At 40.3% G+C, this 26,662-nt stretch carries 26 protein-coding genes and 10 tRNA genes; 14 read left to right on the forward strand and 22 right to left on the reverse strand.

All coding sequences use genetic code 11. The features are described 5' to 3' along the window. The first annotated feature begins 15 nt into the window (after positions 1 to 15). The 4 genes from PUND_RS07295 to PUND_RS07310 all read left to right on the forward strand — a co-directional run bounded on the left by PUND_RS07295 (position 16) and on the right by PUND_RS07310 (position 4,105). Positions 16 to 474 carry a zinc ribbon-containing protein gene (locus PUND_RS07295; RefSeq protein WP_010388317.1) on the forward strand — a complete coding sequence of 153 codons (459 nt, stop codon included), beginning with the start codon at positions 16 to 18 and terminating at the stop codon, positions 472 to 474. A 76-nt stretch (positions 475 to 550) separates the two neighbouring features. Beyond that, complete coding sequence (locus PUND_RS07300) at positions 551 to 2,980, forward strand: Lon protease family protein (RefSeq protein WP_041709705.1); 2,430 nt, start codon at positions 551 to 553, stop codon at positions 2,978 to 2,980. Next, entirely contained in the window at positions 2,977 to 3,453 is a 477-nt protein-coding gene (locus PUND_RS07305; RefSeq protein WP_010388321.1) for a BamJ family beta-barrel-assembly machinery protein, read from the forward strand. The genes PUND_RS07300 and PUND_RS07305 overlap by 4 nt, the downstream gene beginning before the upstream one ends. Positions 3,454 to 3,592: 139 nt before the next feature. Then, complete coding sequence (locus tag PUND_RS07310; protein ID WP_010388322.1) at positions 3,593 to 4,105, forward strand: hypothetical protein; 513 nt, start codon at positions 3,593 to 3,595, stop codon at positions 4,103 to 4,105. A gap of 22 nt (positions 4,106 to 4,127) precedes the next feature. On the opposite strand, the gene PUND_RS07315 is transcribed toward PUND_RS07310, so the two are convergent. After that, positions 4,128 to 4,652, reverse strand: a complete 525-nt coding sequence (locus PUND_RS07315) for a CIA30 family protein (protein ID WP_010388323.1) — start codon at positions 4,650 to 4,652, stop codon at positions 4,128 to 4,130. 185 nt (positions 4,653 to 4,837) lie between these two features. On the opposite strand from PUND_RS07315, the gene PUND_RS07320 reads away from it, so the two are divergent. From PUND_RS07320 to PUND_RS07335, 4 genes are all read left to right on the forward strand, one after another. Further along, positions 4,838 to 5,848, forward strand: coding sequence for an RDD family protein (locus tag PUND_RS07320; protein WP_010388325.1), 1,011 nt, complete (start codon positions 4,838 to 4,840; stop codon positions 5,846 to 5,848). A 597-nt stretch (positions 5,849 to 6,445) separates the two neighbouring features. Further along, the gene (locus PUND_RS18360) at positions 6,446 to 6,730 is read left to right on the forward strand and encodes a hypothetical protein (RefSeq protein WP_240539500.1); all 285 of its coding nucleotides are present in this window, start codon (positions 6,446 to 6,448) and stop codon (positions 6,728 to 6,730) included. Positions 6,731 to 6,812: 82 nt separating this feature from the next. Then, complete coding sequence (locus PUND_RS07330; protein ID WP_010388328.1) at positions 6,813 to 7,199, forward strand: hypothetical protein; 387 nt, start codon at positions 6,813 to 6,815, stop codon at positions 7,197 to 7,199. A gap of 33 nt (positions 7,200 to 7,232) precedes the next feature. Continuing rightward, positions 7,233 to 7,577, forward strand: a complete 345-nt coding sequence (locus PUND_RS07335; protein WP_010388329.1) for a 2OG-Fe(II) oxygenase — start codon at positions 7,233 to 7,235, stop codon at positions 7,575 to 7,577. A gap of 77 nt (positions 7,578 to 7,654) precedes the next feature. Here the strand turns inward: PUND_RS07335 and lnt are convergent, their stop codons facing one another. From lnt to miaB, 5 genes are read right to left on the reverse strand one after another with little or no spacing between them, the layout of a single operon-like run. Further along, a complete protein-coding gene (lnt, locus tag PUND_RS07340) occupies positions 7,655 to 9,205 on the reverse strand; it encodes an apolipoprotein N-acyltransferase (RefSeq protein WP_010388330.1) in 1,551 nt (516 codons plus the stop codon). Next, positions 9,186 to 10,070 (reverse strand): CNNM family magnesium/cobalt transport protein CorC, encoded by an 885-nt coding sequence (corC, locus tag PUND_RS07345; protein WP_010388331.1) that lies wholly within the window; start codon positions 10,068 to 10,070, stop codon positions 9,186 to 9,188. The genes lnt and corC overlap by 20 nt, the downstream gene beginning before the upstream one ends. Positions 10,071 to 10,092: 22 nt before the next feature. Then, positions 10,093 to 10,551 (reverse strand): rRNA maturation RNase YbeY, encoded by a 459-nt coding sequence (gene ybeY / locus PUND_RS07350; RefSeq protein ID WP_010388332.1) that lies wholly within the window; start codon positions 10,549 to 10,551, stop codon positions 10,093 to 10,095. Between the two features lie 4 nt (positions 10,552 to 10,555). Beyond that, positions 10,556 to 11,614, reverse strand: coding sequence for a PhoH family protein (locus tag PUND_RS07355; RefSeq protein WP_010388333.1), 1,059 nt, complete (start codon positions 11,612 to 11,614; stop codon positions 10,556 to 10,558). Between the two features lie 54 nt (positions 11,615 to 11,668). Beyond that, on the reverse strand, positions 11,669 to 13,114 hold the full coding sequence (gene miaB / locus PUND_RS07360) for a tRNA (N6-isopentenyl adenosine(37)-C2)-methylthiotransferase MiaB (protein ID WP_010388336.1): 1,446 nt from the start codon (positions 13,112 to 13,114) through the stop codon (positions 11,669 to 11,671). 257 nt (positions 13,115 to 13,371) lie between these two features. On the opposite strand from miaB, the gene PUND_RS07365 reads away from it, so the two are divergent. Beyond that, a complete protein-coding gene (locus tag PUND_RS07365) occupies positions 13,372 to 14,553 on the forward strand; it encodes an FAD-dependent oxidoreductase (protein ID WP_041709701.1) in 1,182 nt (393 codons plus the stop codon). A 154-nt stretch (positions 14,554 to 14,707) separates the two neighbouring features. Here the strand turns inward: PUND_RS07365 and PUND_RS07370 are convergent. From PUND_RS07370 to lolB, 16 genes are all read right to left on the reverse strand, one after another. After that, positions 14,708 to 14,782 (reverse strand) — tRNA-Gln (locus PUND_RS07370). 39 nt (positions 14,783 to 14,821) lie between these two features. Continuing rightward, positions 14,822 to 14,906, reverse strand: a tRNA-Leu gene (locus tag PUND_RS07375). Between the two features lie 64 nt (positions 14,907 to 14,970). Next, a tRNA-Gln gene (locus PUND_RS07380) sits at positions 14,971 to 15,045 on the reverse strand. A gap of 40 nt (positions 15,046 to 15,085) precedes the next feature. Further along, positions 15,086 to 15,170 (reverse strand) — tRNA-Leu (locus tag PUND_RS07385). Positions 15,171 to 15,235: 65 nt separating this feature from the next. Further along, a tRNA-Gln gene (locus PUND_RS07390) sits at positions 15,236 to 15,310 on the reverse strand. Between the two features lie 41 nt (positions 15,311 to 15,351). Then, positions 15,352 to 15,436 (reverse strand) — tRNA-Leu (locus PUND_RS07395). Between the two features lie 94 nt (positions 15,437 to 15,530). Continuing rightward, positions 15,531 to 15,607: transfer RNA gene (locus PUND_RS07400), tRNA-Met, on the reverse strand. A gap of 5 nt (positions 15,608 to 15,612) precedes the next feature. Beyond that, a tRNA-Gln gene (locus PUND_RS07405) sits at positions 15,613 to 15,687 on the reverse strand. 39 nt (positions 15,688 to 15,726) lie between these two features. Next, a tRNA-Leu gene (locus PUND_RS07410) sits at positions 15,727 to 15,811 on the reverse strand. Between the two features lie 69 nt (positions 15,812 to 15,880). Further along, positions 15,881 to 15,957 (reverse strand) — tRNA-Met (locus PUND_RS07415). Positions 15,958 to 16,277: 320 nt separating this feature from the next. Further along, the gene (ychF, locus tag PUND_RS07420; RefSeq protein WP_008115165.1) at positions 16,278 to 17,369 is read right to left on the reverse strand and encodes a redox-regulated ATPase YchF; all 1,092 of its coding nucleotides are present in this window, start codon (positions 17,367 to 17,369) and stop codon (positions 16,278 to 16,280) included. Positions 17,370 to 17,424: 55 nt separating this feature from the next. Then, positions 17,425 to 18,009, reverse strand: a complete 585-nt coding sequence (gene pth / locus PUND_RS07425; RefSeq protein ID WP_010388338.1) for an aminoacyl-tRNA hydrolase — start codon at positions 18,007 to 18,009, stop codon at positions 17,425 to 17,427. An 18-nt stretch (positions 18,010 to 18,027) separates the two neighbouring features. Further along, a complete protein-coding gene (locus PUND_RS07430; RefSeq protein WP_010388341.1) occupies positions 18,028 to 18,642 on the reverse strand; it encodes a 50S ribosomal protein L25/general stress protein Ctc in 615 nt (204 codons plus the stop codon). 149 nt (positions 18,643 to 18,791) lie between these two features. Then, on the reverse strand, positions 18,792 to 19,739 hold the full coding sequence (locus PUND_RS07435) for a ribose-phosphate pyrophosphokinase (RefSeq protein WP_008115168.1): 948 nt from the start codon (positions 19,737 to 19,739) through the stop codon (positions 18,792 to 18,794). Positions 19,740 to 19,825: 86 nt separating this feature from the next. After that, positions 19,826 to 20,683: a 4-(cytidine 5'-diphospho)-2-C-methyl-D-erythritol kinase gene (gene ispE, locus PUND_RS07440; protein ID WP_010388343.1), complete on the reverse strand. Its 858-nt coding sequence runs from the start codon at positions 20,681 to 20,683 to the stop codon at positions 19,826 to 19,828. Between the two features lie 2 nt (positions 20,684 to 20,685). Next, positions 20,686 to 21,273 (reverse strand): lipoprotein insertase outer membrane protein LolB, encoded by a 588-nt coding sequence (gene lolB, locus PUND_RS07445; protein ID WP_010388344.1) that lies wholly within the window; start codon positions 21,271 to 21,273, stop codon positions 20,686 to 20,688. An 83-nt stretch (positions 21,274 to 21,356) separates the two neighbouring features. Between lolB and hemA the strand changes: the two genes are divergently transcribed. From hemA to PUND_RS07470, 5 genes are read left to right on the forward strand one after another with little or no spacing between them, the layout of a single operon-like run. After that, positions 21,357 to 22,613, forward strand: a complete 1,257-nt coding sequence (hemA, locus tag PUND_RS07450; protein ID WP_010388345.1) for a glutamyl-tRNA reductase — start codon at positions 21,357 to 21,359, stop codon at positions 22,611 to 22,613. A 7-nt stretch (positions 22,614 to 22,620) separates the two neighbouring features. Continuing rightward, the gene (gene prfA, locus PUND_RS07455; RefSeq protein WP_010388346.1) at positions 22,621 to 23,706 is read left to right on the forward strand and encodes a peptide chain release factor 1; all 1,086 of its coding nucleotides are present in this window, start codon (positions 22,621 to 22,623) and stop codon (positions 23,704 to 23,706) included. A 2-nt stretch (positions 23,707 to 23,708) separates the two neighbouring features. Beyond that, positions 23,709 to 24,548, forward strand: coding sequence for a peptide chain release factor N(5)-glutamine methyltransferase (gene prmC / locus PUND_RS07460; protein ID WP_010388347.1), 840 nt, complete (start codon positions 23,709 to 23,711; stop codon positions 24,546 to 24,548). A 55-nt stretch (positions 24,549 to 24,603) separates the two neighbouring features. Then, a complete protein-coding gene (locus PUND_RS07465; protein ID WP_010388348.1) occupies positions 24,604 to 26,157 on the forward strand; it encodes a DUF3369 domain-containing protein in 1,554 nt (517 codons plus the stop codon). Positions 26,158 to 26,175: 18 nt separating this feature from the next. After that, positions 26,176 to 26,550 (forward strand): SirB2 family protein, encoded by a 375-nt coding sequence (locus tag PUND_RS07470; RefSeq protein ID WP_010388350.1) that lies wholly within the window; start codon positions 26,176 to 26,178, stop codon positions 26,548 to 26,550. The last annotated feature ends 112 nt before the right edge of the window (positions 26,551 to 26,662 follow it).

Below are 26,662 nucleotides of genomic sequence, written 5' to 3' on the forward strand. Positions count from 1 at the left end.
TTGAAGGAGTATAAAATGGCAGATTACAGAACATGGCTTAGTGATTTAACCGATTGGTTAAAAGATGTGAAAGAGCATGAAGTTAAAGCCGCAGTAAAGCGATTTATTGAATCTGAGCAGGCACTTAAAGATTTAGGTGAAGAAAAATACCAGCTTTATCGTAATTACTTAATGCGTGACATTTCTCACCTACAAGAAAATAATAGCTACTATAATTCGCTTGCATGGCAGGAGCTTAAAGAGTCATTGTGGTTTGAGCTTTCTCACATTGAAGACAAAACACAGCTTGAATGGCAGTCATTAAGTGAAGATTTTAAGCATAATGGTGTTTATCACGCAGGTGAATGGATAGCCATGGGCACATTAGTATGTAAGAATTGCAACCATAGTTATGATGTTTACCATGCAACGCAAATTATTCCTTGCACGCAGTGTGATGGCATCTATTTTAGCCGCCAGGCTTTACAACCCTAAATATAAGTATTGAGTGGCTGTAGGCCACTCAATATGCCCAAATCTAGCAATTAAGCTGGTAAAAAAAGAAGTTAGAATGACGAAAAAACTGCTGCCACTACCCGTATCAAATCTTGCACCGAGTATTTCTTCGAGCCATGTAAACACTTGCATGAGCAATCCATACCCTGAGCAACTTACCTTTATAGGCCAACAACGCGCGCAAAGTGCATTGGACTTCTCTTTAGGAATGGACCTACCCGGTTATAATGTTTACGTAATGGGAGAGGCGGCACACGGGCGTTTTACCTTAGTAAAAGACAAATTAAAACAACACGCTAAAGATCGCACAACACCGCATGAATGGCTGTATGTTAATAACTACGACGATCACCGTGAGCCTATTGCGTTATTTATGCATGCAGGGCAAAGCAAACAATTAGCCGATGACATTGACTCATTTATTGATGAAGTACTCGACACCTTTCCTGCTGCATTTGATAACCCAGCTTATCAGCGCAAGAAAAAATCGATAGACCGTGAGTTTAACGATGCTTACGACGGCGCCATTACCGCAGTAGAAATAGCCGCGCTTGAGCAAAGTGTGGCACTAATTGAAGAAAAAGGCGTAGTCGGCTTTGCCCCGCTGATTGATGGCAAGCAACTTACCGATAATGAATTTTCTGATTTGGAAGATGATTTACGCGAAATGTTTTTTGAGCGTATAGAAAAATTAGAAGATGCCCTTATTGAAGCGCTTATTGAGTTACCGCGCTGGAAACGTGAATCCAAAGAAAAGCTCCGTAATCTTAAAAAGTCTACCGCTGAGCAAGCCACTAAACCGTTATTAAAAGACTTAGAACATAAATATGCCAGCCATATTGGTGTACTGCGTTATTTAAAAGATATACGTGTAGAAATTATTGATGCCGTGCTTGAATGGCTTGATGATGAAGGTGAAAGCGAAGAAAACAAAGAAGACTTTGACCGTAAAGGCATGCTTACCGACTTTTTTGCGCCAAATATTTTGGTTGAATATAAAGAAGGCGATGCGGCACCGGTTGTTTACGAGCCAAACCCAACCTTTGGTAATATTTTTGGCAAAATTGAATATGCCACATCGCAAGGGTCGTTAATTACCAGCTATCGCTCAATTCAACCTGGTGCATTGCACCGCGCGAATGGCGGCTATTTAATTATGGATGCTGAAAAAGTAATGGCTCAACCCCAAGTGTGGGATGGACTAAAGCTGTCGCTAAAAACGCATCAAATTAAAAATGACTTACCTTATCAAGACAGTGTAGTTGGAAGTAGCTTTACGCTTCGCCCGCAGTTAATACCGCTTGATGTAAAAATTATTTTACTTGGCTCACGTGAGCTTTATTACACCATCGGTGAATATGACGAGGAATTTGCTGAGTTATTTAGAGTACTTGCCGATTTTGATTATTACTTACCAAGTAGCGATAAGCTGCAGTATCAGTTTATTACTAAAGTAAGTGATTACTGCGAGCAAACATTAAAGTGCACGTTAAACGAAGCCGCAATGGTGCGATTACTTAAATTTAGTTATCGCCAAGCAGAGCACCATAATAAGTTATCAGCACGTTTTGCTGATGTGTTAGAGCTTGTGGCTGAGGCCAGTTTTTACGCTAAGCAAGACAAGCTAACGGTGATTGATGCACGCCATATTGACGAAGCCATACAAGGCAAGCAGTACCGTACGGGGCAAATTAGCGAAAACATGCTCAGCGATATAAAGGAAGGGCATACTTTAATAGCTACTGAAGGCCAAGCCGTAGGTAAAGTAAATGGTTTGACTGTACTGCACATTGGTGACACCTCATTTGGCACACCTGCACGTATTACTGCTACCGTTTATGCGGGCGCCGACGGCGTAATTGATGTGGAACGCGAAGCTGAGCTGGGTAAAGCAATTCACTCAAAAGGGGTAATGCTGCTTACTGGTTATTTAGGTAACAAATACGCGCAACACTTTAGCTTAACACTCAGTGCGAATATCGCTATTGAACAAAGTTATGGCTACATAGATGGTGATAGCGCCTCTCTTGCTGAACTTTGTGCGCTAATTTCGGCCATTACGAGCTTACCTATCAGTCAGTCTATTGCTCTAACCGGTTCAATTAACCAACATGGTGATGTACAGGCCATTGGTGGTGTAAATGAGAAAATAGAAGGTTTCTTTAAGCTATGTAAAATGCGCGGCTTAACGGGTGAGCAAGGGGTTATTATTCCTAAATCGAACCAAGTTAATTTGGTGCTTGATGACGAAATACTCAATGCCGTTGAGTTAGGTAAGTTTAATATTTATGCTGTGGAAACCGTTGATCAAGCATTAAACTTATTAATGGATATTGAAGCGGGTGATATGCTTGATGAACACTACCCAGAAGATTCGGTTAATGGCATCGCATTAGCGCGATTAAAAGACATTGCTGATATTGTTAATGGCGATAACAGCGACGAAAAAGACCACGACTCAGAAGATGAAAAAGGGGAGTTATGATCAATATAATTTTACTGATTGTTATCGCTATTTTTTGCGTTTTAATTTTTAAAAACAGTAAAAAAGCCAAGCAGCAAGCAATCGCAAACGCACAGATTGAAAGTGATTATTTAATTGCCAATGTAAAAACTGAAGGCGTACATGAAACGGCTTCTGGCTTGCAATATAAAATAATCCATAAAGGACAGAGCGAAAATACACCTAGCCCAACGAGTATGGTTAAAGTGCATTATCATGGCACTTTAATCGACGGCACTGTATTTGACAGCTCAGTGGAGCGCAAAACTCCGATTAGCTTTGGTTTGCACCAAGTTATAAAAGGTTGGACAGAAGGCCTACAACTGATGAGCCCGGGCGATAAATTTCAGTTTTATATACCGCATCAGCTCGCCTATGGTGAAAAGCGAGTAGGGAGTATTCCTCCTGCATCATTGCTTATTTTTGAAGTGGAATTACTGGCTATTGAGTCGTAATTTTAAAGAAAAAAACACTTTAAGCCTTACTTTAATCAAGTAGGGCTTTTTATTTGCTCTCTTTAGCCAATCCTACTCAAGAATTTAAAATATCAGTCGATACCTAAAATAGTGACAAATTTATTTTAGGGATAAAATAATGAAGATTTCAACCGCCTCAATTCAATATCAAGCATCTAATTATAACAATCAGTCTTTAATAGAAATCGAGCCGCAACCTAAAGATGACGAATCACAAGAAGAACCTGACTATGTTTTATCAGAGTTTTTAGATGCAAAGGTTCAAAAATACAGCGAAGATAACGCAACATTTGCTGAGCAATATCAAAATTTAGAAAAGGCATATAAATATTTCACCCAGCAAATGGTTGCATTACAAGAGCAAGTAAATAAGCTTAAGCAGAGCACGGTACAACGTAGTTTAACCATAGATAATAGCCAATATGGGCCAGCTGAAGAGGGCTATCAGTTGACTATGGATGCTGAGCATATCGGGGCTAAAAAATATAAAACCGAGCAACAACAAGAAGAGATAAATAGATTGCAGCTGCAACTTAGTGAGCTGAAGTCTCAGCAGGCAGCAATAAAACAACAAATTATTGAGCTAGTAATCAACGAAATGAAAAGGCGAGGCGACGACTTCACTGTTTAACCTTGTAATATACGCAGAGAAGTTAGTTTTTAAACTCAATTCTTTCTACTTCAAGCCTAAATTTCCCCGCCTGTTTACCTGCAATCATAAAGCCAAGCTGCTTTATCTCTTTAAAGCTAATTGTAGGCTGTTGTTCAAGTAAGCGGCCGCGATAAGTAAGCTGAAAATCTTCAGGTAAAAACTCAATATTAAGCCACTCACTCTTCGTGGTACTGAACGAGTGTGTATAAGCCGCCCCATCCATGTACTCATTAGTTCTTAAGCGTAATTGGTAGGTTTGACCATCGCCCTTAACACGCAGCACTATTTTTGTAATATTTTGGTTTTTTACATCCAACGGTGTTCTTATTGAAGCAAACCCTCCATTGTTTGCAAGCGATACGTTGCCTGTAAACACTAAATTGCCGTCATTTTGTAAAACCTGACTATTAGAAATGCCACCCATCACCGAATCATTAACCACATACCAGCGAGCATTGGCGTTTGCCTCGGTGGTGGCAAACAGTAAGTTAAACACAAAAAGTGATGAGAGTTGTTTGGTGTTCATGAGCTCTTCCTAGTAGCTTTACATTCAATACGATACAATAGATTAATTGTTCACTCTTTTAAGAATTAATCTACACCTAGCGGCTATTTTTAATGTTAGCTCTCGTTATCCATTTTATTCTCTTGAGCAAAAATTAAAAAGCGCGTAATTTAACCGCGTTACCTATTTTAATAACAAGTATAATAATGAAAGTACAAGAATTAGAACAATTAGCGTTATCTAAAGCCGAAACCCGAGAAGTGATCACGCCGTATGCCTTTAAGGTTGATAATGCTTTACTTGGCTTGCCTTTGGCTTCGCCGACTCGGCGAGCATTAGCTATGATTATCGATGTAGCATTAATATTCTTAGCTGCAAAGATCAGTGCGACAATTATTGCATTCGTTGCTGCTATGGCGTTTTACAAAGGAACGGCGCAGCAATACCTTCCTAAAATGTCGAATGTGTGGCGAAGAATATTAAAAATAGTAGCAGCAAGTATTTTATTTGTAAGTGCTCTTGCTGTGCTTTCAATTGGCATAGATTACTTAGAAGGCGCTGACCCTGATCAAGGCTTAACTGTTCAAGGCTTAAAAATACAAGATGACATTGAGCTTAATTCCACAGAAAAAAAGCAGGTAAATGCTTACTTAGTGCAAACAGCCGACGAAAGCTGTGAGCAATCTTGTCAACAAAATGCACTTGATAATTTGATTGGGCAAGTACCCAAATTAGCCGAAATGGACGACCTACAAAACCCACAACTTGCAAAAGCATTTTTACAATTATTAGTGCTTGGTGAAAATAACGGATTAAAGCTTGCGCAGTTAACAGAAGATAAACCCGCACAAACAACCACACACAGTATTTTGCAGTGGGGCAAAGGTATTATTCAAGATTTAGGTTTGGGTTTTGGCTGGGCGGCTGTGTACTTCACACTGTTTTCTTTATTATGGCGCGGTCAAACCCCTGGTAAAAAGCTCTGTAACACCAGAGTGGTTGCATTAAGTGGTGAATCACTGGGTTTACTTGATTGTTTTGGCCGCTACGGTGGTTACGGTGCAGGTTTTGCCACTGGCTTGTTAGGTTTTTTACAAGTTTACTGGGACCCAAACAGACAAGCTATTCAAGATAAAATATCAGCCACGGTGGTTATTAAAGGGAGTATTAACCAAGTTGTAAATGTGCAAACGGTAGAAGAGACTGTTAAAAGTTAACTCTGTTTCATAACTTACAAGGATGGTTATGAAAGTTTTAATGATTGTATTTATTAATCTGTATTTTATTAGCACAAACGCATCAGCTTACGTCTTTTATTTTAGATGAACAACGCAGTCTCAGCGTTTGTTGAAAAGTTACAAGCACATAAAAGTGACAATTTAATTATAAATAAACGTTACTTTGAAGATGAAACTCATGACACAGTCGCTGCCCTTAGTTGGTATTATGGGTTGAAAAGCATACTTAAAAGATAATTTTATCATTGAAGTTGAATGGGAGTTTAATTGCTAAATATAAAGCACAAAGAGTTTCATAAAAGTTTTTTATATCTATTAATTATATTCGTACTAATGAGCTATTTAGTATTGCTCATTGGATGGTACGAGTTTAACGATCCTGCTCTTATTGCTAATGAGCGATTACATTTTATAGAGCTAGTAGTGCTACCTATATTAACTATGGCAGTGATATATACATTATTTAAAAAGTATAGGTGTGATCACAACTTTAATTATTTAATAACTCGTCACTTTTTTAAAGGTAGCAGGCTAGTAAAAGGATTTTTGATAGTAATGTACCCTTGTTTGATCTATATGGCGTTGTGGAAATTTAGCGTAGTTCCCATTATGTATTATGCTGAAAATAATTTAGGCGAACTGTGGTCTGAAGAATATTTTTTAACTGATGTAACTACATGTATTATAAATGATCAGCAGCAATGTATAACATTAAACATTGCTGATTTATCCACTGGTGAAGAGCATTCGTTTAGATGGTACTTAGATACAGACGAGCTACAAACACTTAAAAACAAAAAAATAAATTTAGTCGGTGAAAAAAGTTACTTTGGCTATCTTGTTAACGAAATACAATGGTAAAAACGAAAGGGAATTAAATGAAAAGTAATAATTTTAATGAGAGCATAAAAGGCTTTTTTGGGGAGTTGGGTTTGTAATAGCAATGCTTGGCGGTATTAGTGCATTCGCCCTGACAATTGCCGCTGATGTTGACAGTGGATTTAAAACAATGGTTTCTAATAAAGCATTAGAAACAAGTGATGAATTTAACAATGACTATAATCTAACTCTTTCTGAAATATACAAAGAAAATGGTCAAGTAAGAATCGCAGCTGAATTAAAAAATATTACTAACGAGAGCATTTATACGGGAACCGTTATTGCTTCTACATTTGACGAAAGTGGCAAGTTTATTGGTAATTGTGTAGGCAAAAGCACAGACAGCTTCTTAGAACCTAGCGAAGTTAGCTATGTTGACATTAAGTGCAATTTATTTAGATCACAAGCAAGTAAAGTTCACTCGACAAAGCTTAAAATTAAGTGGTTTTAGGCATGTATTCAATTTTTTTAGAGTTAAGTGTAGATGCTAAATAAGCTATTTAGTTGGGAGCGTGGGCGACAAAGATCAGGTTACGACAAGATGCTGCTCTGTCGTATTTTTGCTCCTTTTAAGTTTGATGTCTATTTGATTAAATTTCCACAAGGGAGTGAAATAAAACCGCATACCGATAACGTTAAAACTGGTCGGCACTTTAGGCTCAATATTATATTAAAACATGCCGTCAAGGGCGGTGAGTTTATTTGTGACAACCCAATTATAAATTACAACCGAGTTAAGCTGTTCAGGCCTGATATAGAACAGCACCAAGTATCAAAAATAGAAAAGGGCAGTCGTTATATTTTAAGCATAGGCTGGATTAAAAAATAGATTTGCGAAGGTTGGTTAGATACCAGAGCAACCTTTCTCTTACTGATAGCTGACAACTAATAGTTATCAGCTATAGTTTACTTCTTAAACCTAACCCCAAATCCAATCATACCCAATAACAATATAAATCCCCATACAAACCCATTGCTGTATTGGCTATACACGCTATCCCCTTGTATGAGCTTTATATTGGCTTTGAGTGTGGTAGCTTCAAACTGTGGCATAGTTTGGCGTGTTTGGCTTATTGGGTCGTATACGCCACTTATACCGTTGTTGGTAACACGTATTAGTGGACGTTGTAGTTCAAGGGCGCGCATGCGGGCAATTTGCATATGCTGGTGAGGGCCGATTGAATCACCAAACCAAGCATCATTACTCACCGTAAATAATATGTCTGAGTCGCTTTTATAATTACCCCGCACTAGATCGGCAAATACTATTTCGTAGCAAATAGCAGGCAGTAGGTTAAAGCCATTCGCACGTAAGTTATTTTGCACTTTATCACCGCGAGAGAACGATGACATAGGCAAATCAAATAACGGAGCGATGGGGCGTAGTATGTCTTCAAAGGGAACAAACTCACCAATCGGCAGTAATTGATGCTTTTGATAGCGGTTACTATCTAAGTAACGATAGTGGCCGTGTTCATCACTTTGCTCTTTGTTACCGACCACAATCAGGGTATTGAAAATGGTTTTAGTGTCGCGTTGGTAATCGACAATACCGGTCACTAATGCGGTTTTATTAAATGAGGCGGCACTGTCTAAGCCTGCTAAATACGAATCGGCAAGCGCTTCTATTTCAGGCACTGCAGCTTCAGGCCACACAATTAAATCGGCATCCCAGTGACGGCGCGTCATATCCTGATACTGACTCATGGTGGTCCAAAACTCACTGGGGTCAAAGCGCAAGTGTTGTTTTATATTACCTTGTACAAGCAGCACAGAGAGGTCTTTATCGGAGTAATGGGTTACCTTTGTAAAGTGTGCGCCTGCGAAGACAAGCAAAACCACAGCAGCGGTAACAACAGGCATTTTAAATTGTTTTTGCGCTAAGCTGTACAATGCAAAGCCAATGGCAATACATAATAGCGTGAGCCCAAATTCACCAATTAAAGGAGCAAGGGCATTCAGAGGGCTATCGGTTTGTGTATAACCAAAGCTTAACCAAGGAAAACCAGTTAACAGGTTGGCACGCAAATATTCACTAATAGCAAAACAAGGGAGTAATAGCGCTGCAAAACTTATAGAACCGTTTGAAAAGCGAGTAGTTGCCCACAGCGCCAGCGCAGGAAATAACGCAAGGTAGCTACAAAGCAGTGTCATTAATGCAATTGAGGCGACCAGTGGCATACCGCCAAAGGTGGCGATAGAAACATGTACCCAACTTATACCTGCACCAAACCAGCCTAGACCAAATATAAAGCCATATTTAGCGGCGGTTTTAGCATGTACTTTTCCATTAAGGTTTGCAGGAATACAAAAAAATAGCGAGCCTATGCTAAAAAATACAATCGGCCAAATACCAAAAGGCGCGTAGCTAAAAGTTAAAACAAGGCCCGCAACCAGTGCGAGCCATGCTTTTTTATCTTTTGCTAGTAGGGTGAGACTAGTTAGCAGTTTCTTCACTGTCGTTATCATCAGCCTTAGGAATGGTGACTTGCAGTTGCAATATTCGACGATTATCAGAATTGGTTACTTTAAACTGAAATCCTTCTATATCGATGGTTTCGCCACGGCTCGGCATATGGCCAAAGGCGTGTAACACGGTACCACCAATAGTATCGGCGTCTTGCGAGCTATAACCTGATTTAAAATGCTCGTTAAAGTCATCTACAGGGGTCAGTGCCTGCACAACGTAAACATGCTTAGCCAGTTGACGAATATCTTGTTGTTCTTCTTCTTCATCGTGCTCATCTTCGATTTCGCCAACAATGATCTCAAGAATATCTTCAATGGTTACTAAACCCGATACACCGCCGTATTCATCAATTACAATCGCCATATGGTAGCGTTGCTGACGAAATTCATTAAGCAGGGTATCCACCCGTTTACTTTCAGGCACTACCATGGCAGGGCGCAAATAGTCACGTAGCGATGGTAAATGCTCATCTTTATTTAAAATGAGGGGTAATAAGTCTTTTGCGAGTAAAATCCCTTCTACATGGTCTTTATCTTCACACACTACCGGGAAACGAGAGTGGGTAGAGTCAACCATCATAGGTATGTGCTCTTCAAGCGGGCTATCAATTTCCAAAGTGACCATTTGTGAGCGCGGGATCATAATATCTCGCACTTTGAGCTCAGACACGCCAAGCACACCTTCAATCATTTCTTTGGTTTCAGGATCGATTACATCCCGCTCTTGGGCATCGGCAATTACCTCAACCAGCTCTTCTCTATTCTGGGGTTCCCCTTGCAACATCTGGGTTATACGACCCAGCCAAGTTTTGCCAGAAGAACCCTGGCTAGATTGCGAGTTATCGTCGCTCATTACGTCTAATTGCTCCGTTTATTTAAATATCGTCCCGATATGGGTCTGCTATGTTTAGTTCAGCAAGTAATTGCTTTTCTATGCTTTCCATCTCTAACGCGTCTTCACTCTTTATATGGTCAAATCCAAGTAAATGCAAGCATCCATGAATAACCATATGAGCAAAGTGGTCATGAAATGACTTTTCTTGCTCTTGCGCCTCAGCCAAAACAATGGCAGGACAAATAATTAAGTCACCCACAAGTGGGATATCAATACCCGGTGGCGCTTCAAATTCAAATGATAATACGTTGGTAGGCTTATTTTTACCTCGGTAGTCATTATTGAGCTGTTGCGACTGTTCTTCATCGCTGATGACAATGGTCAGCTCAGACTCATCACGATATTGGCTAAGTACTTTATCGGCCCACATGGCAAACTGCTCAAGGCTGGGTAAGTTGTCAAACTCACACGCTATTTGTAAATCAAGTTCTGTTTTCACGGTATTACTCTTTAGTAGCAGGTTGCTCTTGAGCGGCAAGCGCTTCTTTGGCTTGTTGTTTCTCTAATCGCTTAAGGCGTTCACGCTCATCGTTGCGCTCATACGCTTCTACAATGCGGGCTACTACAGGGTGGCGTACCACATCGTGCGATTTGAAAAAGTTAAAGCTAATTTCATCAACGCCATCTAACACTTCAATAGCATGGCGAAGACCTGAGCGCGCACCCCGAGGTAAATCAACTTGGGTTATATCGCCGGTGATCACTGCTTTAGAATTAAAACCAATACGGGTTAAGAACATTTTCATTTGCTCTGTAGTGGTATTTTGGCTTTCATCTAAAATAATAAACGCATCATTAAGTGTGCGCCCACGCATGTAAGCCAATGGCGCAATTTCAATGATGTTTTTTTCAATCAGTTTTTCAACACGCTCAAAGCCAAGCATTTCAAATAAGGCATCGTAAAGTGGGCGTAAGTAAGGGTCTATTTTTTGGCTTAAGTCACCCGGTAAAAAGCCGAGTTTTTCACCCGCTTCAACCGCAGGGCGAGTGAGCAATATACGGCGTATTTCTTGGCGCTCTAGTGCATCAACTGCCGCTGCAACAGCAAGATAGGTTTTACCTGTACCTGCAGGGCCAATACCAAAGGTAATGTCGTGGTGCAAAATATTAGCAACATACAAGCCTTGGTTATCGTTTCGCGGTTTAATAACGCCACGACGGGTTTTAATCATCATTTCTTTGCCATAAGCACTGTGTGCAACATCTTGCTCAAGCGCTTTAGACTCAGTGATGGCTAAATGTACGTTGTCAGGCTCAATTTCGCCAATTTCCCCACGTACAGGTTGAGTATCAATATAAAGGTTTTTTAAGATCTCTACCGCGCCGGCGCTACTGTGTAGTTTACCGGTTACTTTAAAAAAGTTATCACGATGAATAATTTCAACACCTAGACGGCGTTCAATTTGTTTGATGTTTTCGTCAAACGGGCCACATAATGAAGAAAGGCGTTTGTTGTCGGCAGGTTCTAAATAAATCTCTAATGTTTTTAACTGATTACTCAAAATTACTTCCTATTACAGTGCGCCAGCGTTAACTGGCGCAATGAATTTTTGCAACTAAGGTACGAAAGTAGCGACGCCAATTTCGTTAGCTGTCTCGGTTTTTTGCTCACTCGCTGCTTTAGTTAAAATAGCAGAAGGCGCAATTTCGCGGCGTAAGTTCATTTCTGATTCTGTACGAATTAAATCGCCACGTAAAGAGTTTGGTAGTGCCTCGGTAATACGTACATCAACAAACTGACCGATCACTGTGTGTGGGCCAACAAAGTTAACTACACGGTTGTTTTCAGTTCGGCCACGTAGTTCCATCGGGTTCTTCTTAGAAGGACCTTCAACTAAAATACGTTGCTCAGTATCAAACATTTGGCGGCTAATTTGCTGTGCCATTTGCGTAATACGATTTTGCAATAAGTACAGGCGTTCTTTTTTCTCTTGCTCGGTTACGTCATCTGGCAAATCGGCTGCTGGTGTACCTGGGCGTGCGCTGTAAATAAAGCTAAAGCTCATATCAAAACCAATATCGTTGATAAGGTTCATAGTAGCTTCAAAATCGGCCTTGCTTTCACCTGGGAAACCTATGATGAAATCTGACGACATGCTTAGGTTAGGGCGAATTTTACGTAGCTTACGAATTGTTGATTTGTACTCAAGAGCAGTATGACCGCGTTTCATTAAGTTTAAAACACGGTCTGAACCACTTTGTACTGGAAGGTGTAAGTGATCAACCAGTTCAGGCACATCAGCGTACGCATCAATAATGTCTGGTGTAAACTCTACAGGGTGTGAGGTGGTGTAACGAATACGGTCAATCCCGTCAATTGCAGCCACTAAACGAATTAGATCTGAGAAATAGCAAATTTCACCATCGTGTGTATCACCACGGTATGCATTTACGTTTTGACCTAATAGGTTAACTTCACGTACGCCTTGCTCGGCTAACTGTGCAACTTCTAATAATACATCATCAACAGGGCGGCTTACTTCTTCACCACGGGTGTAAGGCACAACACAGAAAGTACAGTATTTAGAACAACCTTCCATAATTGATACAAACGCAGAAGGACCTTCCGCTTTAGGTTCAGGTAAGCGGTCAAATTTTTCAATCTCAGGGAATGAAATATCAACTACAGATGAACCTTTATCGCCTTGTACTTGTTTAATCATCTCAGGTAAACGGTGCAAAGTTTGTGGACCAAAAATAACATCAACAAACGGAGCACGTTGGCGAATTGAATCACCTTCTTGTGATGCAACACAGCCGCCTACACCAATAATAAGGTCTGGTTTGTCATCTTTTAATAACTTCCAACGACCTAGTTGGTGAAATACTTTTTCTTGCGCTTTTTCACGAATTGAACAGGTGTTAAGTAAGATAACATCAGCATCAGCAGCTTCTTCAGTTAGCTGATAGCCGTTGGTAGCATCTAGAAGATCAGCCATTTTCTGAGAGTCGTATTCGTTCATCTGACAACCCCAGGTTTTAATATGCAGCTTTTTGCTCATTGAAATATAGCCTCGTGTTCAATTCGATAGTGGCACAAATATGTGCTAGAAACAGGTATAAGTGGCGGAATTATTAAAATTTCGCTCGACTTAAAGGACGCGTATTTTAGCTGGATACACGCTCAAAACCAAGTATAGATTTCATGTTTGTGATCTGAAATCAATATAGTATGGGTTTAATAATAGAATTAAGCGAAGCGCTCACACTGAGCAAACTAATTACGATACAATCTAAGCAGAGTTAAGTCAGAATTAAAATGATGAAAAACATGACTAAAAATAATGTAATTGTAGTAGGGGGCGGCATGGTTGGTGCCGCTATGGCTATTAAATTAGCGCAACAAGGCAAAGCCGTACGTGTTATTGAAAAACACCCAATAGATGCACCACAGGTACTTAACAGTGATGAGGTTGATATACGTGTTTCGGCTATTAATCGCTTTTCGGAAAAATTGCTTGATCAGCTCGGTGCAATGCCATTACTGAGAGCAAATAGATTGGCTCCCTATGAACAATTAGAGACCTTTGAACGAGGTAATGATCATTTATTATTTGATTGTCATGCTATTAATACCACCCATTTAGGTCATTTAATCGAAAATAAGCTAATTCAAGCCAGTTTATGGCAGCAATTTGTGCAACATAATATTGAAATGATTAATCCTTCATCGGCTTTAACGGCAATAGAGCAAAACCCTGACAGCATTACCTTGCACTACAACGAACAAAGCTATACTGCTGATTTAGTCATTGCAGCGGATGGTGGGCAATCACAATTACGCAGCAAAGCCAATATTGGTATAACTGGTTGGCAATATCAGCAGCATTGTATGGGCGTGCTAATAAAGCTCGATGCACCACAACAAGTTAAAACATGGCAGCAGTTTACACCTACAGGGCCTGTTGCGTTTTTACCTATGCAAGCACCTTATGCAAATTTAATTTGGTATGACGATGCAAATACCCTCAAAGCATTTAAAGCCCTACAACCTAGCGAATTAAAAGCCCATATTATTGAAAAGTTTCCAAAGCTTGCTGGTGATTTTGAAGTACAAAGCCATGCTATATTTCCTCTGGCAAGGCAGCATGCCAATAATTATTCACAAGGCAGACTCGTTTTAGTGGGTGATGCGGCGCACACCATTAATCCTCTGGCAGGACAGGGTGTTAATTTAGGCTTTCAAGATGTAGCTGCTTTAGCTGAAGTGTTACGTACAGCTGATGATGTAGGGTGCCCGCTAATGCTTAAAGAATACGAGCGTAGTCGTCGTAACGCTAATTTGTTAATGATGAGTATGATGGATGCTTGCTACTTTGGTTTCTCAAATCAAATAGCCCCATTAAAATGGGCGCGCAGCACATTTTTAAAGTTAGCTAATAATACAGGGCCGGTAAAAAACTGGGTGCTGAAATACGCAATAAGCGGTGAGCTTAGTTAAAATACTTATAGTTATTAAAAGGCTCAAATTTGGGTCTTTTTTTATGCCCAAGAAAAAGTGGTGTAAATTATAAAGGTAAAAAAAATTAAAGATATAAATTATATAATTGGAATTGAGGATAAATCGTGAAGTGTAATCAAAGAAGTGTGCAAATTGGCTGGGATACCAGGATTTGAACCTGGGAATGCCAGGATCAAAACCTGGTGCCTTACCGCTTGGCGATATCCCAACTCTAAATTTGGATGAGTTTTAGTTCTAGTTAAGAACATGGTGCGGAAGGAGAGACTTGAACTCTCACATCCTAAGATACTGGAACCTAAATCCAGCGCGTCTACCAATTCCGCCACTCCCGCATACAGGCTTATATTTATACTCTTAACAGAGTTTTCTTATACAACGCTCTTTGGTAGAAGAAGTTGGCTGGGATACCAGGATTTGAACCTGGGAATGCCAGGATCAAAACCTGGTGCCTTACCGCTTGGCGATATCCCAACTAAGAAATTGCTGATAATTTTAATTCTTATCAAGAATGTGGTGCGGAAGGAGAGACTTGAACTCTCACATCCTAAGATACTGGAACCTAAATCCAGCGCGTCTACCAATTCCGCCACTCCCGCATACAGGCTTATATTTATACTCTTAACAGAGCTTTCTTAATTCAACGTTCTTTGGTAGAAGAAGTTGGCTGGGATACCAGGATTTGAACCTGGGAATGCCAGGATCAAAACCTGGTGCCTTACCGCTTGGCGATATCCCAACTAAGAAATTGCTGATAATTTTAATTCTTATCAAAGAATATGGTGCGGAAGGAGAGACTTGAACTCTCACATCCTAAGATACTGGAACCTAAATCCAGCGCGTCTACCAATTCCGCCACTCCCGCATTATCACTTTGAATTAATCAAAGAAATGGTAGTTATTTTAAACTCTTCATTGAGTTGCAATTTAACTCTTGCAGAGCCATTTCTAAAAAGAAATGGTGGCTAAGACGGGATTTGAACCTGTGACCCCATCATTATGAGTGATGTGCTCTAACCAGCTGAGCTACTTAGCCATTGTTGGCTGGGATACCAGGATTTGAACCTGGGAATGCCAGGATCAAAACCTGGTGCCTTACCGCTTGGCGATATCCCAACAATAAACAATTGATAATTTTAATTCTCATCAAGAATATGGTGCGGAAGGAGAGACTTGAACTCTCACATCCTAAGATACTGGAACCTAAATCCAGCGCGTCTACCAATTCCGCCACTCCCGCATTATCGCTTTGAATTAATCAAAGAAATGGTAGTTATTTTAAACTCTTCATTGAGCAACAAAAAATAAATGGTGGCTAAGACGGGATTTGAACCTGTGACCCCATCATTATGAGTGATGTGCTCTAACCAGCTGAGCTACTTAGCCATCTTTTTTGTTAGCACTTCATCGCTGAGTGCGGGGCGTATTATGCTGATATGCCCCAAATTCGTCAACACCTTTTTTGCAAAAAAACACTTAAGTTGGTTTGTTTGCAGGAAAAATAGGCTAACCGGCTACTTTTTAATTAAAACGTTGCTTTTTTAACACTCTTTATGAGCGTAGCATTGTAATTATAGCTTTGTTTTACAATTCTGAGCTTATGGTAAAAGTAGCTAATTATTGTTTTTATTCGGCTGAAAATAAAAAAGGCCCGTAAAAACGAGCCTTTCAAAACAATTAGCCACTCAAGGTGGTGCAGTGTTTAATTATACGTTGAACAAGAAGTTCATTACATCGCCATCTTTAACAATGTATTCTTTACCTTCTTGACGCATTTTACCTGCTTCTTTTGCACCGCTTTCGCCTTTACATGCAATAAAGTCATCAAAAGCAATTGTTTGTGCACGGATAAAGCCACGTTCAAAGTCGGTATGGATTTTACCTGCAGCTTGTGGCGCTGTTGCACCCACAGGGATAGTCCATGCACGAACTTCTTTTACACCCGCAGTAAAGTAGGTTTGTAAGTGCAGTAATTCATAACCGCCACGAATAACAAGGTTAAGCCCTGGCTCTTCAAGACCAAGATCAGCCATAAACTCTAACTTGTCTTCATCTTCAAGCTCAGAAAGCTCAGACTCGATGGCAGCACACACAGGCACAACAACCGCATCTTCAGCGGCAGCTATTTCACGTACACGATCAAGTAGTGGGTTATTTTCAAATCCATCTTCTGCTACATTGGCAATATACATAGTTGGTTTGATGGTTAAGAAGTTAATAGGCGCAATTGCTGCTTTTTCTTCTTTTGTTAGTGCTAAAGAACGTAAAGTTAAGCCTTCATCAAGATGCACTTTTACTTTTTCAAGTACTGCATTTTGCTCTTTTGCGTCTTTATCACCGCCTTTTGCTTTTTTTGCATTACGGAAAATTGCTTTATCAGCACTGTCCATATCAGCAAGTACAAGCTCAGTGTTGATCACGTCAATGTCGTCCGCAGGGTCAATAGTACCCGCTACGTGAATAACGTTTTCATCTTCAAAACAGCGAACTACATGGCCAATCGCATCTGTTTCACGAATATTTGCTAAAAACTGATTGCCTAGGCCTTCACCTTTCGATGCACCTTTAACTAAACCTGCAATATCCACAAATTCCATACTTGTTGTAAGAATACGTTGTGGGTTAACAATTTTAGCAAGTTCGTCTAGGCGAGGATCTGGCACCGGTACCACACCTGTATTAGGTTCAATGGTACAAAAAGGAAAATTAGCGGCTTCAATACCCGCTTTAGTCAATGCATTGAAAAGTGTTGATTTACCAACATTAGGCAAGCCAACGATGCCACATTTAAAACCCATAGTAAGATACCTTGTTTAGATTCGTTTAAAACGTGTGTACGTATACCCCTAAAAATTAGGGTTTAAACGAATGTAGTCTGTTTTGTGCTTTTAACACACCGTCTTTAGCAAGTATTTCCATACAACGAACTGCTTCATCAACTGCGGCATCCATTTTTTCCTGATCTTCCTTGGCTGCTTTTCCAAGCACCCAACCGGTGACCATTTCACGATGTCCTGGATGACCAACACCTATGCGTAAGCGCATAAAGTCTTTTTGATTTGCCATTTTTGCAATAATGTCTTTTAAGCCATTATGACCGCCATGTCCGCCGCCTTTTTTTAATTTGGCAACGCCTGGGTCTAAATCCAATTCATCATGGGCGACAAGTATGTCTTCCACTGGGATTTTAAAAAAATTGGATAAACTACTCACCGCTTTGCCACTTAAGTTCATGTAAGTGGTGGGGATCAGTAATTTGAATTCTTTGCCTTGAATAATCACTTTGCCAGTAAGGCCGTGATATTTAGGGTCGTGTTTTAGCGTGCAGTTGTAGCGTGCAGCGAGTTCTTGAATGAACCAAGCACCTGCGTTGTGGCGTGTATTTGCGTATTCGGGGCCTGGATTAGCCAGGCCCACAAGCATTTGAATAGAATTCAAGGTGCGAGACCTTAAATATTATTCTGCAGCGTCTGAAGCGTCGTCTTCAGTTGGAGCTGCTTTGTTAGCTTTGATAGTAACGATAGACTGATCGTGGCCTTCGCCTTTACCAAGCTCAACAGATTGAACACCTTTAGGGAACGCAAGATCTGTAAGGTGGATTGAATCACCAGCTACAAGATCAGATACGTCTACTTCGATGAATTCTGGAAGTGACTTAGGAAGACAAGAAATCTCAACTTCAGTTAACTGGTGAACAACAGTTGCACCTAACTTAGTTACTTTATCTTCACCGATGAAGTGTAAAGGAACCTTAGTTACTAGTTTGTGAGTTGCGTCTACACGTTGGAAATCAAGGTGAGTAAGCTTAGGCTTGAAAGGGTGACGTTGGATATCTTTTAAGATAGCTTCAACTTTCTCGCCACCTACATTTAATGTAAGGATGTGAGTGTAAAAGCCTTCGTCTTCTTGTGCTTTGATCATATCTTTATGTTCAAAAGTAAGCGATAAAGCTTCTTTATCAGCTCCATAAAGGATTGCCGGCACTTTGTCTTCGCGACGTAGGCGGCGGCTCGCACCAGTACCAGTTTCTACGCGAAGTTCAGCGTCATAAGTATAAGTTGTGTTAGACATGATGTCTCCAATAATTAAAAGTGTTAGGGCCTTTGCGACCAAGGTCCCTAGCCAAAAGGCGCGCTATCATACCACTGCGGGTTTATAAAATAAACATCACCTACAAAAAAAGCGCCAAAAGGCGCTTTTATACTCATTAATGTTTAACTTTAATGTTCAAACATTGCCGAGATAGATTCTTCGTTGCTAATGCGACGAATAGTCTCTGCTAACATATCTGCAAGTGTTAATACTTTAACAATATCAAGCGCTTTTAGTTCGTCAGACAGTGGTATTGAGTCAGTTACAATCACTTCATCAATCACAGAGTTACGTAAGTTTTCTGCAGCTGTACCAGAAAGAATAGGGTGAGTAGCGTAAGCAAATACACGTTTAGCACCATGCTCTTTAAGAGCTTCAGCTGCTTTACACAATGTACCACCGGTATCAATCATGTCATCAACAATAATACAATCACGACCTTCAACGTCACCAATAATATGCATTACTTGAGAAACGTTAGCTTGAGGGCGACGTTTATCAATAATAGCTAGGTCGGTATCGTTTAATAGTTTTGCAATTGCACGGGCACGTACAACACCACCAATATCAGGTGATACAACAACCACGTCATCAAAGTCGCGGTTTTTCATATCTTCTAATAATACCGGGCTGCCAAATACGTTATCTACTGGTACATCGAAGAAGCCTTGGATTTGCTCAGCATGTAAATCAACCGTAAGAACGCGGTCAACACCTACACTTGATAAGAAATCCGCAACCACTTTAGCTGTAATTGGCACACGTGCAGAACGTACACGACGATCTTGACGAGCATAACCAAAATAAGGAATAACAGCAGTGATACGACCGGCAGATGCACGGCGTAGCGCATCAACCATAACGATAAGTTCCATCAGGTTATCGTTAGTAGGGGCACAGGTTGATTGTAAGATAAAAACATCCGAGCCACGAACATTTTCATTAATTTGAACACTGATCTCACCGTCACTAAAACGGCCAACAACAGCATCGCCTAATTCAATATATAAACGTTTTGCAACTTTTTGAGCTAGGTCAGGTGTTGCGTTACCAGCGAAGAGCTTCATGTCAGGCACGGTAGGGTTCCTCAGGCACTGAATTTTTGGACTAACTTACATTGAATGAACAAAGTAGGTTAACTTATGATTACTTGTACGTTACTTCATTTATCAATGATGGCGGCTAACTCCGTGTGAGCAGGAGAAGTATTAACGCTTGATGCGATAAACCCCTGCCAAGTATGGGGGAGGTTAGCAAGTACATCTTGTGCTTGAACTTGACTAGCAAATTCAACAAAACAACATGAACCTGTTCCGGTCATCTTTGATGGGGCGTATTTTAGCAACCACTGCAGGGTTTTTTCAACCTCGGGACACAGCTTTTTCACTAAAGGCTCACAATCGTTAGTCAAAACCTGTTGTTGCCAGTCACCTAAAAGTTTAGGCGTGTCACGTTTTAAATCGGGGTGAGTAAATATTTGTGCAGTACTGACATGCTGGTTTGGAAAAACAACGCAGTACCATTTTTGTGGCAATTTAACATACTCTAATTGCTCGCCAATGCCATGTGCTATGGCACTTTTACCTTTAATGAATACAGGTACGTCTGCACCGAGATTCAAGCCTAAATCTGCAAGTTCATCTAGTGTAAGAGCGGTATTCCACAGTGTGTTAAGCGCTAAAAGTGTTGACGCAGCATCGGATGAACCACCACCAACACCTCCGCCCATAGGCAAACGTTTAGTTAAATTTATTTTTGCACCTAAATTCACTTTACACTGAGTTTGCAATAATAAAGCTGCTTTATAAATTAAGTTGTCAGTTAGCGCAATGCCATGAGTGTCACCGCTAATACTAATATTTTTATCATTAGTAAGCGTAAAATGGAGCTCGTCGCCATAGTTTAAAAATGTAAATAGGGTTTCTAATTCATGATAGCCATCATCACGGCGACCATTAATATGTAAAAATAAATTTAGTTTCGCCGGCGCAATCAGCGAAAGTTCAAAGGGAGTATTCATAATTAGTTAAACTGCCAATCGTAGAGTTTGATTTTAATTTTAATCTTTTGATGGGTTAAGGTTAGCGCATTAGGTAACCAAAAACCGTGTTTTTGTATGTAACTGGTGTAGTTTATTTGCCATTTTTTGCCGGCGTCATCAAACCATAACACGCTTTTAGCACGGCCTAATTGATCGACTTCTAAGGTTTGATCGTCAATAGTGGCTTTTAACCACTGACCGGCGTTATTTACCGGTAAAGTAAACCCCGTTAAGCGTTGTAAAAGTTTACTCGCATTAGTATCAAAAAACTGTTGATCATCAAATATTAATTCAGCCCCCACTGCGGTTTGTTTGAGCGATAAAATTCGGGTGCCAATAAATGTGGTTAACACTAAATGATTACTATTTTGTGTTTGTTGCCAATTTAAGTTAGCAGATTGGCGCTCATCAGGGCTAATAAACGCTAATTTACCTTCCACCTGCCAAGTTTTTTGTGTACTAAGACGTAACTTCCAGTCTTCGTAAGTTTTTGTATTGTAGTTGTTTTTATTGGCGCAGCCCGTTAAAAAAACAAATAACAGGGTTAAAATAAAATATTGTCGAGTCAAATGTTGTTCCTTACTTTCCATATTCCTGAGATTTTTGATAAAATTGCCGCCTATGAAGAAGGGCTCAGCAATATTTGGCAGATATGACCATAATAGCACTTGGTATTAATCACAAAACCGCATCCGTAGATTTACGAGAAAAAGTGGCCTTTTCGCCTGAGCAAATTTCAGAGGCGCTACAGCAATTAAGTGGTCATGCCGACTTTAATGAAGCGGTTATTGTATCTACCTGTAATCGCACTGAAGTGTATTGTAGCCTTGCGCAGCAAAATTCCCAAACATTGTTGCAATGGTTAGCCAGTTTCCATGGTTTAGATGAACATGAACTGAGTAAAAACATCTACTGTTATGAAGACAGCGCAGCAATAAACCATTTAATGCGTGTAGCCTGCGGGCTTGATTCGCTGGTGTTAGGTGAACCACAGATTTTAGGGCAAATAAAGCAAGCGTATAACAGCGCTAAAACCCACGATGCGGTGGGTGTAACTTTTGATCGTTTGTTTCAAAAAACTTTTTCAGTGGCAAAAGAAGTACGCACCGAAACTAACATTGGTGCGAGTGCAGTCTCGGTTGCGTTTGCTGCGGTTAATCTTGCAAAGCATATTTATGGCAAATTAGACAAAACCAAGGTGCTATTAATTGGTGCTGGTGAAACCATTGAGCTGGTAGCAAAACATTTATACCAAAATGAGCCACAAAAAATAACGGTAGCTAATAGAACAATAGAACGGGCTCGCGGCTTAGCAGATGAAGTGTCAGCAGATGTTATTGCCTTGGCACAATTACCAGAACGATTACACCAAGCCGATATTGTTATTAGCTCCACCGCCAGTACTTTGCCTATTATTGGTAAAGGAGTGGTGGAACAAGCACTGAAACAACGTCGTTATAAACCTATGCTATTTATAGATATTGCTGTACCACGCGATATTGAAAGCCAAGTCGGAGAGCTTGACGACGCTTATTTATATTCCGTTGATGACTTACAAGCCATTGTTAGCGAAAACATGGCTGCACGTGAGCAAGCGGCAGAACAAGCACAAATTATTATTAGTGAACGCACCAAAGAGTTTTTTATGTGGCTGCGTTCACTTGATTCAGTGGATTTAATTCGCCACTACCGTAATGATGTACAAACTACAAAAGCAGAACTTGTAGATAGGGCCCTAAGCCAGCTAAATACAGGTAAAAGTGCAGAAAAAGTAATTTTAGAGCTAGCCAATAAATTAACCAATCGCTTAATGCACGCGCCTACCCGTGCCATCCAAGATGCAGCGAAAAAAGGTGAAGTGGCTCAGTTAAATCAATTGAAAAAAATGTTAGGTATAGATCAGGAATAACAGTTAAATGAAAGAGTCCGTTTATCGTAAATTAGAAACCTTAGTTGAGCGCTATGAAGAAGTGCAAGCGCTACTAAGTGACCCATCGGTCATTAGTGATCAAAACCGCTTTCGTACTCTTTCAAAAGAATACTCTGAGCTTGAAGAAGTGGTAAAAACATTTTTAGCGTACCAGCAAGCACAAGAGGATTTGAGCAGTGCTGAAGAAATGCTTAAAGATTCAGACCCTGAAATGCGTGAAATGGCACAAGAAGAATACAAAGAAGCAAAAGCACAGATTTCGACTTTAGAAGACGACATTCAAGTTTTAATGTTGCCTAAAGATCCGAGAGACAACAACAATGTATTTTTAGAGGTTCGTGCAGGAACAGGGGGCGATGAAGCGGCTATTTTTGCTGGCGACTTATTCAGAATGTACAGCCGTTACGCAGAAACAAAAAAATGGAAAGTAGAAGTTGTTACCACCAACGAAGGTGAGCACGGTGGTTATAAAGAAGTAATTGCTAACATCAGCGGTGAAGGTGTTTACGGGCAGTTAAAGTTTGAATCAGGCGTACACCGTGTACAACGTGTTCCTGAAACTGAGTCTCAAGGCCGTGTACATACCTCAGCATGTACTGTAGCTGTTATGGCTGAAGTACCAGAAGCAGAAGCCATCGAAATCAATACTGCCGATATTAAAGTTGATACTTTTAGAGCGTCGGGCGCGGGTGGTCAGCACGTAAATAAAACCGACTCTGCCATTCGTATTACCCATTTACCTACGGGTGTAGTGGTTGAGTGTCAAGATGAGCGCTCTCAGCATAAAAACCGTGCTAAAGCGATGTCGGTATTGGCTGCGCGCCTTCAGCAAGCTGAAGATGAAAAGCGTCATGCTGCTGAAGCATCAGAACGTCGTAACTTAGTTGGCAGCGGCGATCGTTCTGAGCGTATTCGTACATACAACTATCCACAAGGTCGTATTACCGATCACCGTATTAACTTAACGCTTTATCGTCTTAATGAAGTGGTAGCGGGTGATTTAGGCGCCGTTGTCGAGCCTCTAATGCAAGAGCATCAAGCAGATTTACTTGCAGCAATGGGTGACGATTAATCGTGACGCCTTCTGTTGAAAACGCTATTACTACAGGTACTAATTTATTAGCATCAAGTAGTGATAGCGCAAAGTTAGATGCACAAGTTTTACTGCTCAATATTTTACAAAAGCCACGAAGTTATTTATTTACTTGGCCTGAAAAACAGCTCACAGATGAGCAGTATCAGGCATTTCAACGTGCCTGTGAACGTCGCTTACAAGGCGAACCTGTTTCGCATATTACCGGCTGTCGTGAATTTTGGAGTTTGCAGCTTGAAGTGAACCCAACAACACTTATCCCTCGACCTGATACAGAAACCTTAGTTGAACTTGCGCTTGAGTGCGAAGTGCCTAAAAACGCGAAAGTACTTGATTTAGGCACAGGCACAGGGGCAATAGCATTGGCGCTTGGAAGCGAAATGCCCTCATGGGATATTATTGCTGTTGATCGTATTGATGATGCGGTAGCGTTGGCAAAGCGCAACCAACAGCGATTAGCTATTAATAATGTGACTGTTGAGCAGAGTAACTGGTTCAGTGCGTTAAAAAACAAAAAATTTGATCTAATTGTAACCAATCCACCCTATATAGAACATGACGATGTTCACTTACATCAAGGCGACGTGCGCTTTGAACCTTTGTCTGCATTAGTCGCAGATGATGCAGGAATGGCTGATATTAAACAAATAATTACACAATCACGTGACTATTTACACGCAAGTGGCTATCTTTTAATTGAACACGGATTTGAGCAAAGTGCAGCTGTGCGTCATATTTTCAATCAAATGGCGTTTATAAATGTAAGCACAGTGAAAGATCTTGGTAATAACGACCGCGTAACGTTCGGACAATGGCCCTAAATTATTTATAGTAGCTCCGTTGTTTGTTTGCATATGGTTTAAGGAATTCTATGTGATGGAAGATTTTTTATTTTCAAATGAACAACCACCTGAAGTAGCAAGTGAAGAGCAAGGAACATGGAAAGTTTTAATAGTTGATGATGAGCCAGAGGTTCATGCTGTTACCCGTTTAGCATTGAGTGACTTTAAGTTCCAAGATAAACGGTTGGAATTTATTAGCGCATATTCAGGTGCAGAAGCAAAAAAGTTAATTGATGAGCACCCAGATGCAGCCATCATCCTACTCGATGTTGTTATGGAAACTGACGACGCTGGTTTGCAAGTCGCGAAATACATACGTAATACCGTTAAAAATAATTACATTCGTATCATTTTACGCACTGGTCAACCAGGTCAAGCTCCTGAGCGTCAAGTCATTGTCAATTACGACATAAATGACTACAAATCTAAAACAGAACTCACCGCACAAAAACTATTCACCGTGATGATGGCTAGCCTTCGTTCGTATCGCGATATTATTTCTATTGAGCAGTCACGTGAGGGGCTGGAAAAAATAATAACCGCCTCTCGCAATATTTTTGCAACTCATTCAATGGATAACTTTATTGAAGGGGTTATGCAGCAGCTAACCTCCTTGCTTAATGTGGCCGACGAAGCTATGTATGCCACTACCTTAGTTGCGCAAAATCCGTCAGAGGAATTAAATAAAAAACTGATTGTTTGCTCTGGCACTGGTGATTTTGCTAAGCGCGAAGGGGAAGAGCTAGAAACAGTATTAGCAGCAGATCAACTCTTAGCGTGCCAAGAAGCCCTAGCTAACAAAGCAATTGTTTATAAAGATGACTATTTGTTTGCCTATTGTAGTAGTAAATTTAATCATAATTCGATGTTATTTGTATCCGGTGTGCCATCGAAGCTGACAGATACGCAACGAAATCTAATCGAAATTTTTTCTCAAAATGTGCAGTTGGCATTTGAAAATGTACAATTACACACTGAAGTTGAAGCCACCCAGCAAGAACTTGTCTATCGTTTAAGCGAAGCAGTTGAACAGCGTTCATGTGAAACGGGTAATCATGTAAAACGGGTTGCTTATATTTGTTATGAACTGGCATTAGCGTATGGATTATCTGAAGAGCAAGCGAATTTAATTCGCTTTGCCTCGCCTCTACATGATGTGGGTAAAATAGGTATTCCGGATGCTATTTTAAATAAACCCGGTAAATTAAACAGTGATGAGTGGGAAGTTATGAAAACCCATGCAGGCAAAGGCTACGCCATTTTAAAAGATTCACCGCGTAAAATAGTCAGTGCAGGGGCCTTAATTGCACAGCAACATCACGAAAAATGGGATGGGTCTGGTTACCCTTGCGGCTTAAAAGGCGAGAGTATCGATATTTTTGCTCGCATAGTGGCATTGGCCGATGTGTATGATGCACTGCGTCATAAACGTTGTTATAAAGGTGCGTGGACACTTGAAGAAGCCGTTGCTGAGATCAATGCAAACAAAGGTACGCATTTTGATCCTAAACTTGTTGATGTATTCAATGATAAACTTGAAGAACTTGAAGCGGTAATTTTACGCTTTCCTGATAAAACACATAACTAAACAGAAGTAACAATACACATGGATTATTTAGCATTAAAACATACGCACATGGCGATTGCGCTAGTGAGTATTATTTTATTTTACGTACGTTCTTTTTCGCGCATGGGCAGTGGCAGCCTTGCTAAAAATAAAGTGGTTTTCATTGGTAGCCACAGTATAGATACCTTACTAATCATCTCGGCTATTACTTTAATGGCCATGGCTAAAATAAACCCGTTAGAGCAACTTTGGCTATTAGAAAAAATTATACTGGTGGTTGTTTATATCGCCGTTGGGATTATTAGTGCGAAGCAAACCACAACATTACCTAAAGTTATGTTTTTAGTGTTTAACACTGCGGTTATCTTAGCTATTGGCTTTTTAGCAACCGCCAAAGCCCCGCTATTGTTGTAATTAACAATACTTGCTTAAGCTTTACACTACAGGTGTAAAGCTTGCCTCTTTATTTCATTTCTGATTATTGGTATCTAACCTTAAAATTAGGTAAACTACGTGTTCGTTTTCT

Origin of the sequence: Pseudoalteromonas undina (assembly GCF_000238275.3) — a bacterium.
Taxonomy (GTDB): domain Bacteria; phylum Pseudomonadota; class Gammaproteobacteria; order Enterobacterales; family Alteromonadaceae; genus Pseudoalteromonas; species Pseudoalteromonas undina.